The 12,858-nt window shown below is 54.4% G+C and carries 12 protein-coding genes; 4 read left to right on the top strand and 8 right to left on the bottom strand.

Annotation, left to right across the window (positions count from 1 at the left end; all coding sequences use genetic code 11):
• Window positions 1-31: 31 nt before the first annotated feature.
• The 5 genes from pilQ to GBK02_RS03270 all read right to left on the bottom strand — a co-directional run bounded on the left by pilQ (window position 32) and on the right by GBK02_RS03270 (window position 5,058).
• Window positions 32-2,068, bottom strand: a complete 2,037-nt coding sequence (pilQ, locus tag GBK02_RS03290; RefSeq protein WP_256435920.1) for a type IV pilus secretin PilQ — start codon at window positions 2,066-2,068, stop codon at window positions 32-34.
• A gap of 122 nt (window positions 2,069-2,190) precedes the next feature.
• Window positions 2,191-2,733 (bottom strand): pilus assembly protein PilP, encoded by a 543-nt coding sequence (locus GBK02_RS03285; RefSeq protein ID WP_239003243.1) that lies wholly within the window; start codon window positions 2,731-2,733, stop codon window positions 2,191-2,193.
• Window positions 2,733-3,407, bottom strand: a complete 675-nt coding sequence (locus tag GBK02_RS03280) for a type 4a pilus biogenesis protein PilO (RefSeq protein WP_203468344.1) — start codon at window positions 3,405-3,407, stop codon at window positions 2,733-2,735. Before GBK02_RS03280 ends, GBK02_RS03285 begins: the two co-directional genes overlap by 1 nt.
• Window positions 3,407-3,973 carry a PilN domain-containing protein gene (locus tag GBK02_RS03275; protein ID WP_203468343.1) on the bottom strand — a complete coding sequence of 189 codons (567 nt, stop codon included), beginning with the start codon at window positions 3,971-3,973 and terminating at the stop codon, window positions 3,407-3,409. The genes GBK02_RS03280 and GBK02_RS03275 overlap by 1 nt, the downstream gene beginning before the upstream one ends.
• Window positions 3,970-5,058, bottom strand: coding sequence for a pilus assembly protein PilM (locus GBK02_RS03270; protein WP_203468342.1), 1,089 nt, complete (start codon window positions 5,056-5,058; stop codon window positions 3,970-3,972). Before GBK02_RS03270 ends, GBK02_RS03275 begins: the two co-directional genes overlap by 4 nt.
• A 159-nt stretch (window positions 5,059-5,217) precedes the next feature.
• Between GBK02_RS03270 and GBK02_RS03265 the strand changes: the two genes are divergently transcribed.
• Window positions 5,218-7,533 (top strand): penicillin-binding protein 1A, encoded by a 2,316-nt coding sequence (locus tag GBK02_RS03265; RefSeq protein WP_203468341.1) that lies wholly within the window; start codon window positions 5,218-5,220, stop codon window positions 7,531-7,533.
• Here GBK02_RS03265 and cyaY read toward each other — a convergent pair whose 3' ends face one another.
• Window positions 7,534-7,851: an iron donor protein CyaY gene (cyaY, locus tag GBK02_RS03260; protein ID WP_203468340.1), complete on the bottom strand. Its 318-nt coding sequence runs from the start codon at window positions 7,849-7,851 to the stop codon at window positions 7,534-7,536. It abuts the gene before it with no gap.
• 224 nt (window positions 7,852-8,075) lie between these two features.
• Here cyaY and lysA point away from each other — a divergent pair, with 224 nt between their 5' ends.
• From lysA to GBK02_RS03245, 3 genes are read left to right on the top strand one after another with little or no spacing between them, the layout of a single operon-like run.
• Window positions 8,076-9,335 (top strand): diaminopimelate decarboxylase, encoded by a 1,260-nt coding sequence (lysA, locus tag GBK02_RS03255; protein ID WP_203468339.1) that lies wholly within the window; start codon window positions 8,076-8,078, stop codon window positions 9,333-9,335.
• A 3-nt stretch (window positions 9,336-9,338) separates the two neighbouring features.
• Entirely contained in the window at window positions 9,339-10,205 is an 867-nt protein-coding gene (locus GBK02_RS03250) for a metallophosphoesterase (protein WP_203468338.1), read from the top strand.
• Complete coding sequence (locus GBK02_RS03245) at window positions 10,138-10,554, top strand: RNA-binding S4 domain-containing protein (RefSeq protein WP_203468337.1); 417 nt, start codon at window positions 10,138-10,140, stop codon at window positions 10,552-10,554. Before GBK02_RS03250 ends, GBK02_RS03245 begins: the two co-directional genes overlap by 68 nt.
• Before the next feature lie 33 nt (window positions 10,555-10,587).
• Here the strand turns inward: GBK02_RS03245 and GBK02_RS03240 are convergent, their stop codons facing one another.
• Together GBK02_RS03240 and hslU are read right to left on the bottom strand one after the other, a co-directional pair.
• On the bottom strand, window positions 10,588-11,475 hold the full coding sequence (locus GBK02_RS03240; protein WP_239003147.1) for an AEC family transporter: 888 nt from the start codon (window positions 11,473-11,475) through the stop codon (window positions 10,588-10,590).
• Window positions 11,476-11,520: 45 nt separating this feature from the next.
• On the bottom strand, window positions 11,521-12,852 hold the full coding sequence (gene hslU, locus GBK02_RS03235) for an ATP-dependent protease ATPase subunit HslU (RefSeq protein ID WP_203469283.1): 1,332 nt from the start codon (window positions 12,850-12,852) through the stop codon (window positions 11,521-11,523).
• Window positions 12,853-12,858 lie beyond the last annotated feature (6 nt).

Here is a 12,858-nt window from a genome sequence, read left to right as displayed (position 1 = left end):
ATGCCGGCCCTGCAATCAGAGAACCAAGTATTCAGTCGAATCGCATCTTGTCGGAAATAATGCGAGGCGTAATGAACACCAGCAGTTCACGACGCTTACCAATGTCATTTTTGTACTTGAAGAGCCACCCCAAAAAAGGAATATCGCCCAGCAAAGGAACCTTCTCTGTTGATGACTGGTTATCTGTGATGTAGACGCCACCAACCACCACTGTTCCACCATTCTCAACCACCACATTGGTTTCGACAACAGAACTCTTGATCGGTGGATTTCCTAAAATTGCACGAGTCCAATCAGCCTCTTCTTTTTTGATAACCAGCGCCATTTTGATCGTTCCTTCCGGAGTGATCTGCGGTGTTGCCTCAAGAATTAGTTTGGCGGGCTTGAAACTCACTGTTTGGGTAGTAACACCTCCGGAGCTTGATGTCGTAACGTAAGGGATTTCTGTGCCATCTTCAATTTTGGCTTTTACATTATTCGCAGTGACAACTCGCGGACTGGATACTAATTTACCAACCCCATCAGACTCCATCGCTGCAATTTCAAGATTAAGGATTCGGGTAGCAGCTGAATTAAATAGGGAAAACGCTAGGGTACCGCCTGTTGAGGAAAACGAAGGTAGATTAACCCCAACAGTTTGTGGCGTGGTTTGTGTCGCAGGTGTTCCAGTTGACGTTGTTACACCATTCGTTGTTGTTGATGTAAAAGTACCCGTCTTTAATGCCCCGCCAGTCATCCCTAAGCCGCTACCACCCAAACCTGTAGCAACCTGGTTAAGAAAATTCATCTTGACGCCAAGGCTTTTATTAAAATCATCGTTTGCTTCCAGAACCCGAGCTTCAATCAAAACTTGCTTGGCGCCAAAATCGATTGCTTTGATAAATGCAGCAATTTCTTCTAGCTTATTTGGCGTATCGCTTACAAACAAAATATTTGATTTATCATCAGCAATAACACTACCGCGCTTGCCCAACATACGTAACGCAGTATTAGTTGCCGCACCAGGAAGGGGAGATAATCCAGCCAATAGCTTAGCTACATCACCAGCTTTTTGATAATTTAGATTAAATTGCTCAGATTTAAGCGGCTCAAGCTCACCAATTTGCTGCCTTGATTCAAAATCCAATTTTTCTCGGGTCGCAATTTCATCGCGCGGGGCAATCATGATGATATTGCCCTTCTTCCGCATATCGAGTCCCTTTTGCTGAAAAATAATGTCAATCACTTGATCGGCAGGAACATCCTTCAAAACTAGTGTCGTTGTTCCTGTCACTGTTTCACTAATAACAGCATTAAGACCAAGTTCTTCGGCCATCAGGCGTAGCAAAGCACGGACATCACCATTTTGATAATTAATACTGACGCGCGGTCCCTGATAACCTATTTTTGTCCCTTGAACAAGTTTATTCGGATCTTCAACAATGCGCTTTACTTCAATGACAAATTGATTATTACTCTGATAGGCATTATGTTCCCACTGTCCCTTTGGAGAAATAATCATACGAATATTTTCACCTTGCGGCTTTGTTTCAACAACAGTAACCGGAGTCGCAAAATCTGTAACATCCAACTTTCGACGAAGGTTGTCTGGCAACGTTGCTTTCATGAAGTCAACAATTAATGCTGCCCCCTGCTGCCGAATATCAATTCCGACACCAGGATCACTCAAGTCAACGACAATCCTACCCTCACCATCTTTTCCTCGGCGAAAAACAATATCTCGCAGCGAGTGTTTGGTAGAGAGCGCATTCTCTTCTGAAAACCGGGTCACTCGCTGCGCCAAGGAGTCACCCGCGCGCACAACAGGGGCAAGTGTCACGTAAAGTGATTTACCATCCAGCCGGGTCGAGTAATTCATATTTCGCACCAAGTTGAGAACCAGACGTGTCCGATCACCAGCCTGCACGATATTCATGCTGCGCAAATCACCCTCATTCAAAACTTGGCTAACTTTTCCAAGAGCGTTTGCCGTCAAGGGAAAATCAAGGGCAATTTTTGATGGGTTAGCCACGCTAAAACCAGCCGGAGCAGCAGACAAAGCCTCCTTGAGATCAACTTTTACTGCAATCTCATTGCCCTACTGAACAACATTAATTGCCTCAATTGCGTTGGTCGGCTGGCTCTGTGCGAACACTGGAGCGACAAGAACCAAGCATGCTGCAGCAACAAAAATAGCGTGGTTAATAAATTTCATTTCTTACTTCCCTCCGTGCTCTGCAGGTACAGCGAACTTTTGCGCTCACTCCAATCGCCAGCAGAATCCTGAATCAACTCTCTCAGTTCAACTTCTTTGTCTGAAATCTTAGTAACCATGCCAAAGTCAAGTCCAATGTAGTCACCAACCTTGACTTGCTTTACTTTTTCTTCAACTTGAATAGCTGCCATAGGCCGATTATTAACATTCAAATAACCAATCATTTTCAACGACTCAAGCGGGTATTTCTCCAATAAACTATTCCGCAATTCGCGTGCTTCAAAATCAGGCTGAAATGCCCCTCCCTTGCCAGATGCTTGTTTATATTTCGACTCAGGTTCAATTTTATTTGGCTTGAATGGATCAAGTAGGGACTCTACTTCATAAGGCACAGGTTGATAAGGTAAAACCTCCGGCAGCTTTGGCACGTTTCCTCGTAAATCCTTGGAGTTATCGACCATCCATTGCCTCAAATTTTCGTGATCCTCACTCGAGCACCCGGCTAGCACCACACAAAAAGCAAAAAGGACGATGCGCATCACTTCTTAGCCTCCTGCAAAGCTTTTTTCTGTTTTATTAGCTCGTCATCATCCAGGTAACGGAACGTTTTTGTTATCGCATCCAATGTCAGAGAGCCATTTGGCAGTGGCGCTATCGTAATATTATTGAGTGTAACAATTCGTGGGAGCTTGGCGATATCAGCAGCAAACGCCCCAAAGTCATGGTAATTTCCATTGATTTTTACGGTTATCGGCAATTCAGCATAAAAATCTCTTAACTGCTCTTGCCCTGGACGGAATAATTCAAATTGAAGGCCGCGTCCTAAACCTGCCTGATTAACCTCAATCAATAGCGCTTCGATCTCCGATTTATTAGGCAACTGCTTCAGCAAAGCGCCGAAGGAGCGATCAATATCTGCAAGCTGCTGGGTATATAAATCAAGATTGACTGCTTGACGTTTTTTGTCTAGATATTGCTGCTTCAGAGTGATCTCTTCTTGCTCTTTGGCTTCCAGCTCCGCCAATTGATCACTCCAGACAAACCACCAACCAGCCAATAAAATAACTACAAAAACACCAAGTAATACAGATATTTTTGGAATAACCGGCCAGACCCCTGGATCATGGGGATTCATGTACCGGAAATCATCAAGAATTGCTTGAAAATTTATATCCGATAGTGATTTGGGAAATGAAATAGCTTTAGCTTCCATTATTTCCCCTTAACTTCTTCAGACTTGATTCTTGTCAGCACAAAATTCATGCCAAATTCATTAATACGACGCCCGTTCAATACAGAGGCTTTAACTTCAATAAGCTGAGGGTCTTCAAGCCAGGGTGATGCCTCGATTGTCCGCATCAAGGCGGACACCCGTGCATTTGACTGGGCATATCCGGTGATGCTTACTTTCAGGCCATCCTGTTTGAGCGACTTCAGATAGACGCCCTCAGGCACCTGCTTGACCAGTTCGCTCAATAGATAAACGGTTTCACCGCGATCTCGCTGCAGGTTTTCGATGACTTGCTTACGGGACAACAGCGCTTGGGTTTGCTCCTTGAGGCGCTTGATCTGATCTAGTTGCTTATCAAGAGTGCTGATTTCTTTTTTCAGAAAATCGTTACTACTCTCCTGATTGCTCACATAACCGGCAATCAAGGTGTAAACCGCAAAAACAATCAAGGTCGCCAGGACGGTGACCAAGCCGGCCAGAACAAAAAACTGCTCGCGCCGTTCCTTGCGTGCTGCTTCGCGGTGGGGCAGGAGGTTGATGCGGATCATGATGGATCAAACCTCCGCAAAGCCAAGCCACAAGCAACCATCAGCGAGGATGAGTCGACAAGCAGGCTCTTGGCCCTGACCCGATCAGAAATTGACATGTTGGCAAATGGATTGGCCAACAGCGTATTGACCTGGGTCCTGGTTGCGACGACTTCATCGATACCTGGAATTACCGCACATCCCCCAGCCAGGACGATGTGATCGACCTGATTGTATTGGGTTGAGGTAAAGAAGAATTGCAGGGCGCGTGAGACTTCAAGTGCCAACCCCTCCATGAAAGGGTTGAGCAACTCAGCCTCATAACCCTCAGGAAGTTTGCCAGCCCGCTTGGCAGCCTCGGCATCTTCATGGGTCATGCCGTAATGCCGAACGATATCCGAAGTCAGTTGAGCACCGCCAAAAGCCTGCTCGCGCGCATAGACCTGCTGCCCATTCCGGAGAACGGTCAAATTCATGACATGAGCGCCAGCATCGATCAAGGCGATCACTTGATTCTTACCAGCTGCAGGCAGTTGTTGCTCGATCAACTCGAATGCCGACAAGGCTGCCAACGTATCCACATCCAGCACTACCGCTTTCAGACCCGCCGCATCGGCGACAGCCACCCGGTCTTCGACACGTTCTTTTTTTGATGCGGCAATCAGCACTTCAAGCTCTTCTGGCGCGGAAGGCGCCGGCCCAAGAACCTGATAGTCCAAATTGACTTCATCGATCGAAAACGGGATGTACTGATTGGCTTCCAGCTCAACCTGGGCCTCAAGCTCTTCGTCACGCAAGCCGGCCGGGACAATGATCTTTTTGGAAATGACGGCAGAACTGGGCAAGGCCATCGCGACGTTGCGCGTTGAGGTTCCCAAACGCTTCCAGGCACGTCTGACAGAGTCGACCACGGCATCCAGATTGGCAATGTTGCCATCCAGCACAGCATCTTTCGGCAACACCTCTATCGTGTAGCGCTCGACGCGGTAACCATCCTTCTTCCCGTTCGAGGCCAACTCAACCATTTTCACAGCAGACGAACTGATGTCCAATCCGAGCAGGGAGCGAGCCTTGGGATTTAATAATGTGGAGATATCGAAGCCCACCAGACCCCCAAAAAGTCCTTACGGAATGCGAAGTTAGCTTAAAAACCAATAATTCACTTCAGATGCTAGCAACAACGTATAGGCATGTAAAGCACTTTAACGGCGCACCTTGGCGTCAGCGTATAATCGCTTCAAGACCAATTTGATCATCAAACCATCTTGCCCTCATCTCTCAGCCCGACGCTTCGTGTCCTCCTTTATCCGCTGATTCTCGCAGTTGGTTTTATTGCCATTGGCATTGCCATCGCGATGATCATGCTGGTTCTCACCTACCCGAACCTCCCTTCGCTGGAAGTTCTGACCGACTACCGCCCCAAGATTCCGCTGCGTATTTACACCGCGGATGGCTACCTGATCGGTGAGTTCGGCGAGGAACGGCGTGCGGTCGTGACAATCCGTGAAGTCCCCGACGTGATGAAGCACGCCATTTTGTCGGCAGAAGATGATCGCTTTTATCAACACGGCGGGATTGATTATCTCGGTGTTTTGCGCGCTGCCGGCAGCAATTTACTGGGCGGGGGAAAACGCCAGGGCGCATCGACGATCACCCAGCAAGTCGCCCGCAACTTCTTCCTGACCGCCGAAAAAACCTACACCCGCAAGCTTTACGAGGTGCTGCTGTCTTTCAAGATTGAAAGCAATCTGTCCAAGGACCAGATTTTCGAGTTGTACATCAACCAGATTTTTCTCGGCCAGCGAGCCTATGGTTTTGCTGCTGCAGCCCAGATCTACTTTGGCAAACCGCTGAAAGACATTTCGATTGCCGAGGCGGCGATGCTGGCCGGGCTACCTAAAGCGCCATCGGCCTACAATCCGATCGTCAATCCGAAGCGGGCGAAACTACGCCAGCAATATGTATTGCGCCGGATGCATGAACTGGGACATATCACCGCCAGCGAACACGAAGCAGCACTCAAGGAGCCGCTCGTCGTCAAACGCGAACTAGGCGATTACGCGGTCCACGCCGAATTCGTTGCCGAAATGGCGCGCCAGATCACCGCCGAACGCTTCCCCGAAGACATTTACTCGCGCGGCATGAAGGTCTACACGACGATCATCAAAGCCGAGCAGGAAGCCGCCTATACCAGCCTGCGCAAGGGCGTCATGGCCTATGACCGACGCCACGGATATCGCGGCGCAGAATCCTATCTGGACATGAAGGACATCAAGTCGGATCAGGATGAAGCCATTGATGAAGCCTTGCAGGACATTGCCGATGCCGGCGACCTGTTCCCGGCACTGGTTCTGTCGGCCGACACCAAGCAAGTCAAGGTTTATCGCAAGGGCGGCGAAATCGTCACGCTAACTGGCGACGCGATCAAGTTTGCCGCAAAAATGCTGGACGACAAGGCTCCGCCGACCAAGCGACTCAAGCGCGGCGCCGTCATTCGTCTGCAGAAGGATGAAAAAGCGGCCTGGCAAATCAGCCAGCTACCTGAAGTGGAATCCGCCTTTGTCGCGGTCGACCCGAAAGATGGGGCGATTCGTGCGCTGGTCGGCGGGTTTGATTTCAATCGCAACAAATTCAACCATGTCACCCAGGCTTGGCGCCAACCCGGCTCAAGCTTCAAGCCCTTCATTTACTCCGCGTCGCTTGAAAAAGGCTACAACCCGGGCAGCGTCATTGCCGATGAACCGATTGTCATTCCAGCCAGTCAAACCGGCTCTCAGGCCTGGGAACCGCATAATTACGATGGCAAGTACGAAGGCCCGATGAAAATGCGCACGGCACTGGCCAAATCGAAAAACATGGTGTCAATCCGCCTGCTGCAATCGATTGGCACCCAATACGCCCAGGATTATGCCGGGCGCTTCGGCTTCGATCCGGCCAAACACCCGCCCTACCTGACGATGGCGCTGGGTGCCGGCTCAGTGACCCCATGGCAGATGGTGACTGGCTATGCCGTCTTTGCCAACGGCGGCTTCAAGGTCAATCCCTACGTCGTCCGTGAAATCCGCGACGAGAAGAACACGGTGCTGGCTCAATCAGCCGAAATCCCGGCAGGCGATGAATCGATTCGCGCCATCGACCCACGCAATGCCTTCATGATGGATTCGATGCTCCGTGATGTAACGATCTACGGTACGGCAGCACGCGCTTCGGCCACACTCAAACGCCAGGATCTGGCGGGCAAAACCGGCACGACGAACGAATATGTCGATGCCTGGTTCTGCGGCTACCAGATGACGGCCGCCGGTTGTGCCTGGATCGGGTTTGACACACCGAGAAAGCTGGGCGACAAGGAAACCGGCGGAACGGCTGCACTGCCGATCTGGATCGGTTACATGGCGCGCGCCCTCAAGGATGTGCCCATCCAAACGCCCCAGATGCCGGAAGGATTGGCCAGCTACGGTGAAGGGCGTAACCGGAATTACGTGTACAGCGAGAATGTCGGTGGCGAACACGCACCGGGCGACAGCGACGCAAACACGCCGGAACCAAAGCCTGAACTGGACAAACCGCCGAGCGACTGATCAGTCGAGAACGACGGCCTCGCCAGCCTGCTGACTGGCGAGTGCCGAAAGCTTTTGCATCAGTTCGGCACCATCGCGGGTATCGACCCAAGCACTACCGTCCCAGCGAAAATGGAATCCGCCGGCACGAGCGGCCACCCAGATTTCCCGCGCTACCCCGTGGCGATTGACGATGATCTTGCTGCCATCCTCGAATTCGATTTCCAGCACGCCGCCAGCGGCGAGTTCGAAGTCGATATCTGCCTCGCAAACATCCAGCGCAGCGTCGATCCGGGCTAGCGCCGCATCGGCCAAGCCGTTGAATTCCTTGTCATCCATCGTGTGCTACCATCCTGTTCTTTGCTGACCGGTCCGTCACTCATGTCCCGAACTGCCGCTATTTTACTGACTCTCTGCCTTGCCGGCTGCGGCTTGAAAGGCCCCGGACTTGAACTACCGCCGGGCCCACCGCCGAGCCCACTGCTCGGCAACTCAAAACCAACAAAACCAGCCCCCAAACCCAGCGCGCCGGATGTTAACACGGACGCCAAATCAAATACCCAATGAGCTCATTTACCCTGAAAAACGGCGTCCTGCACGCCGAATCCGTCGCCCTGCCCGCTATTGCCGACCAATTCGGCACGCCAGCCTACGTCTATTCGCGTGCTGCACTTGAAGCCTCGCTCGGCGAATTTCATGACGTACTGGGCGCCCACCCGGCCGGTCAGGGTTCGCTCGTCTGCTTTGCCGTCAAAGCCAACTCCAACCTCGCCATCCTGAATGTCTTCGCCCGCCTCGGCGCAGGTTTCGACATCGTCTCCGGCGGTGAGTTGCAGCGCGTTCTGGCGGCTGGTGCCGATCCGAAAAAAGTCGTTTTCTCCGGCGTCGGCAAAACAGCAGCGGAAATGAAGCTGGCGCTGGATGTCGGCATTTTCTGTTTCAACGTCGAATCGGCTGCCGAACTTGAGCGTTTGAACGAAGTCGCCGGCCAGTGTGGCAAAAAGGCGCCGATCAGCCTGCGGGTCAATCCCAACGTTGATCCCAAAACCCACCCTTATATCTCGACCGGTCTGAAGGAAGCCAAGTTCGGCGTGGCCTACGACGATGCGCTCGGCATTTACCGCCGCGCCGCTGCCCTGCCGAATATCGAAGTGGCCGGCATCGACTGCCACATTGGTTCGCAACTGCTCGACCCGTCACCCTTTGTCGAAGCCCTTGAGCGCATTTTGGCCCTGATCGACCAGTTGACCGCAGAAGGCATCCACATTCACCACCTCGACCTCGGTGGCGGTCTGGGCATCAAATACAAGGACGACCAGGTTCAGCCAACCGTCGACGCCTACCTGACGCCACTGCTCGACAAGCTGGCAGGCCGCGGCCTGCAGATCGTGCTCGAACCGGGTCGTCGCCTGGTCGGCAATGCCGGCCTGCTGCTGACGCGCGTCGAATATCTCAAGCCCGGCGAAGGCAAGAGCTTTGCAATCATCGATGCGGCGATGAACGACCTGATGCGCCCGGCGCTCTACGAAGCCTGGCACGACATCCTGCCGGTCGCCCCGCGCGACGGTGAAAGCCGGGCCTATGACGTGGTCGGTCCGGTGTGCGAAACCGGCGATTTCCTCGGCCAGGCACGCCCGCTGACCATCGCACCGGGCGACCTGCTGGCCGTGATGTCAGCCGGCGCCTATGGCATGGCGATGAGTTCCAACTACAACACCCGGCCGCGAGCAGTGGAAGTCATGGTCGATGGCGATAAGGTTCATCTGATTCGCCAGCGCGAAACGGTTGAACAACTCTACGCCGGCGAACAACTGCTGCCGTAAGTCATGAAACGACGCTTGAGGCATGTCCTGCTGGCCGCACTGCTTGGTGCTGCCAGCCTTGCGGTCAACGCCGAAAATCGGGTGTTTTTCGTGATCGGCGATACTGGCGATTGCGAGCTTGAAGGAACCGCGCAAGTGGTGCGGGCGCTGCAGCAGCAAGCCGACTGGAGCAAGGCCAGCCTCATCGAAGTCGGCGATCTGGGCTACCCGGTCGCAACTCATGAGCAACTGCAAACCTGTCACGAAAAGCATTACGCGCCGTTCAAAACCCGCTTTGCCGTCCCCGGCAACCATGATTGGCACGCCGGCGAACAAAGCGGATTTTTCAGTGTATTTCCCGGTCCGGTGCCGCGTATCGAATCGCTCGGCGGGCCGTGGCGCCTGGTCATGCTCAACAGCAATCTGCGCGATGACGCATGGGAAAAACAACTGGGCTGGCTCGACAAGCAGCTGCCGGCACAAGCCGGGCTATGCCTGATCGCCGCCTGGCATCACCCGCGCTGGTCTTCCGGCAAGCACGGCGACAACCGCTTTACCCAGCCGCTGTGGGAACGCCTGCAAGGCCAGGCCAGCTTCACGCTGCACGGGCACGACCATCATTTCGAAGCCTTGCCCGCCGTCGACCGCGACGGCAAACCCTCGCCCTTCGGCGTCGCCTCATTCATCAGCGGCAATGCCGGTGCCGTCCTTTACGGCGCAGGCTGGAGCAATGCCCGCTCAAACCGGGCGCACTACGGAAACTGGGGCTTCATGCGCCTGGAACTGGATGAACAGCGTTATCGCTGGCAGGCAATCAGCGTCGATGGCCAGATCATCGACCGTGGCGAAGGCCAGTGCCAGCCTGCCGGAGCCCGAGTTGCGCCTCGATAAGTGGCTGTGGGCCGGGCGTTTCTTCAAGACACGCTCGCTCGCCAGCGAAGCGATCAACGGCGGCAAGGTCCAGGTCAATGGTGCCCGGGTCAAGGCGGCCCGCGAAATCAGGATCGACGACCGGCTTGAAATCAGCAACGGCGAAGTTTGCTGGCAGGTCAGCGTCAAGGCGCTGTCCGACAAACGCGGCCCCGCCCCCGAAGCCCGGCTGCTTTATGAAGAAAGCGCCGAGAGCATTGCTGCCCGCGAAGCTCGGCAGGAAATGCGCAAGTATCAGGCCGATCCGGCAGCCGACCTGCACGGCCGCCCGACCAAACGCGACCGCCGCCAACTCGGGCGGCTGGGCTGATTCGCGCTATCTGACTGAGCCTGGCAACGCCGTCTAAAGCACCAGCACCAGGGCCAGCGGCAGGAAAAACAAGGCCCCGAGGTTGCCAATCAAGACGATGGAAGCAACGCGATGCGGCTCCTGCTTGTAGCGCTCGGCAAACAGAAAATTGAGCACAGCCGGCGGCAAAGCGCCAAAAACCAGCAACATCGCGGCATCCCGCCCTTGCAAGCCGAGCAGTTGAATCGCGCCGGTCGCAATCAGCATCCCGGCCAGCGGGCGGAGAATGGCACTGCCGGTCGCCACTTTCCATTCGCTGAACGACACATCGGTCATCCGCACACCGAGTGAAAACAGCAGCAGCGGTACGGAAACATCGCCGAGCATCTTGATGGCGATGATCAGCGGCGGCCAAATCGCGATATTGAGCAATGCCACGGTCAACCCTGCAATTGCGGCAAAAACGACGGGGATGCGCCACAAGGTCAGAATTCGGGTCGTCGGGTCGAGCAGGCGGGCGCCGAAGGAAAAATGCAGCGTATTCTCGACCATGAACAAGATGACCGCCGCCGGCAACGCTGCTTCTCCCCAAGCCAGCACGGCAAGCGGCAGGCCGATATTGCCGGAATTGTTGAACATCATCGGCGGCGCCAGCGTTTTCGGCTGGCTGCCAATCAGTCCGGCAATGCCCCAGGCCAGAATGCCGCACGTCGCCAGAACGATGAAGCCACCCAGAGCGAGCGGTGCGTACGCCTGCAGATCGAAGGATTTGCCGGCCATGGCCGCAAAAACCAGGGCTGGAACGAAAATATCCATATTCAGGCGATTCGCGACCGCCATTTCCGGCTTGTGTTTGCGGGCATAAAAGAACCCGGCCGCCACAATCCCGAAAATGGGGAAAAGAATCGCCAGCAAGCGGAAGGTCAAACTCTGGTCGGCCAAGTCATGCCCCGAAAATAATTGATGAAAATGGCCGGAAGCGACCGTTTACAGCACGTAGCGCGACAAATCCTCATCAGCCGCCAATTCACCGAGCCGCTGATTGACCACCGCCGCATCGATCAGGATCGTTTCCATCCCGGCCTTGCCGGCATCGAAGGAAATCTCTTCGAGCAGCTTTTCCATCACGGTATGCAGGCGACGGGCACCGATATTCTCGGTTTTCTCATTGACCTGGAAAGCAATCTCGGCCAAGCGGCGAATACCGTCGGCGGCAAATTCGAGATGCACACCCTCGGTTTCGAGCAGGGCCTGATACTGGCGCGTCAGGCAAGCATCGGTCTGGGTCAGGATGCATTCAAAATCGGCCACTGACAGCGAATCCAGCTCGACACGAATCGGGAAACGGCCCTGCAGTTCCGGGATCAGGTCGGACGGCTTCGACAAATGGAAGGCACCGGAAGCAATGAACAGGATATGGTCGGTCTTGATCATGCCGTACTTGGTCGACACGGTAGTCCCTTCAACCAGCGGCAACAGGTCGCGCTGCACGCCCTGACGCGAGACATCGGCACCATGGCTGTCCGAACGGCTGGCGATCTTGTCGAGCTCATCGAGGAAAACGATACCGTTCTGCTCGACCGCCTTGACCGCCTCCAGCTTGACCTCTTCATCATTGACCAGCTTGGCCGCCTCTTCGTCGGTCAGCAGCCTGAGTGCTTCCTTGACCTTCAGCTTGCGCGATTTTTTCTTGCCGCCGCCCATGTTCTGGAACATCCCCTGAATCTGCTGGGTCAGTTCCTCCATACCTGGCGGCGCGAAGATTTCAGCCTGCATCGATGGCGCCGCGAGATCGACATCGATTTCCTTGTCGTCCAGTTCGCCTTCGCGCAGCTTCTTGCGGAATTTCTGGCGCGTCGTGTTATCCGTCGCGGTCGACTCGCTGTTTTCGGCAAAAAACCCAGGGCTGCGCGCCGGCGGCAACAGCACATCGAGAATACGATCTTCGGCCGCATCCTCGGCCCGGGCGCGCATGCTCTTCATCGCCCGCTCACGGTGCGACTTGATGGCCATTTCGACCAGATCGCGGATGATCGTCTCGACATCGCGGCCGACATAGCCGACTTCGGTGAATTTCGTCGCCTCGATCTTGATGAAGGGCGCGTTGGCCAAGCGGGCCAGACGACGCGCGATTTCAGTCTTGCCGACACCGGTCGGCCCGATCATCAGAATGTTTTTCGGCGTGATTTCCTGGCGCAACGGCTCCGCCACCTGGGCGCGGCGCCAGCGGTTGCGCAGCGCAATCGCGACGGATTTCTTGGCGTTGTGCTGGCCAACGATGTGCTTGTCCAGTTCGGAGACAATTTCCTGCGGCGTCATCTCTGC

It is taken from the genome of Dechloromonas sp. TW-R-39-2 (genome assembly GCF_016864195.1).
Lineage (GTDB): Bacteria > Pseudomonadota > Gammaproteobacteria > Burkholderiales > Rhodocyclaceae > Azonexus.
This window is presented reverse-complemented; position numbering and strand designations above follow the sequence as displayed.

Coding starts and splice junctions, on each gene's coding strand:
- GBK02_RS03250 (WP_203468338.1), top strand. CDS start 9,339: ATGAAACGACGCTTGAGGCATGTCCTGCTGGCCGCACTGCTTGGTGCT.
- hslU (WP_203469283.1), bottom strand. CDS start 12,852: ATGACGCCGCAGGAAATTGTCTCCGAACTGGACAAGCACATCGTTGGC.
- GBK02_RS03280 (WP_203468344.1), bottom strand. CDS start 3,407: ATGGAAGCTAAAGCTATTTCATTTCCCAAATCACTATCGGATATAAAT.
- cyaY (WP_203468340.1), bottom strand. CDS start 7,851: ATGGATGACAAGGAATTCAACGGCTTGGCCGATGCGGCGCTAGCCCGG.
- GBK02_RS03285 (WP_239003243.1), bottom strand. CDS start 2,733: ATGCGCATCGTCCTTTTTGCTTTTTGTGTGGTGCTAGCCGGGTGCTCG.
- GBK02_RS03245 (WP_203468337.1), top strand. CDS start 10,138: ATGGCCAGATCATCGACCGTGGCGAAGGCCAGTGCCAGCCTGCCGGAG.
- GBK02_RS03275 (WP_203468343.1), bottom strand. CDS start 3,973: ATGATCCGCATCAACCTCCTGCCCCACCGCGAAGCAGCACGCAAGGAA.
- lysA (WP_203468339.1), top strand. CDS start 8,076: ATGAGCTCATTTACCCTGAAAAACGGCGTCCTGCACGCCGAATCCGTC.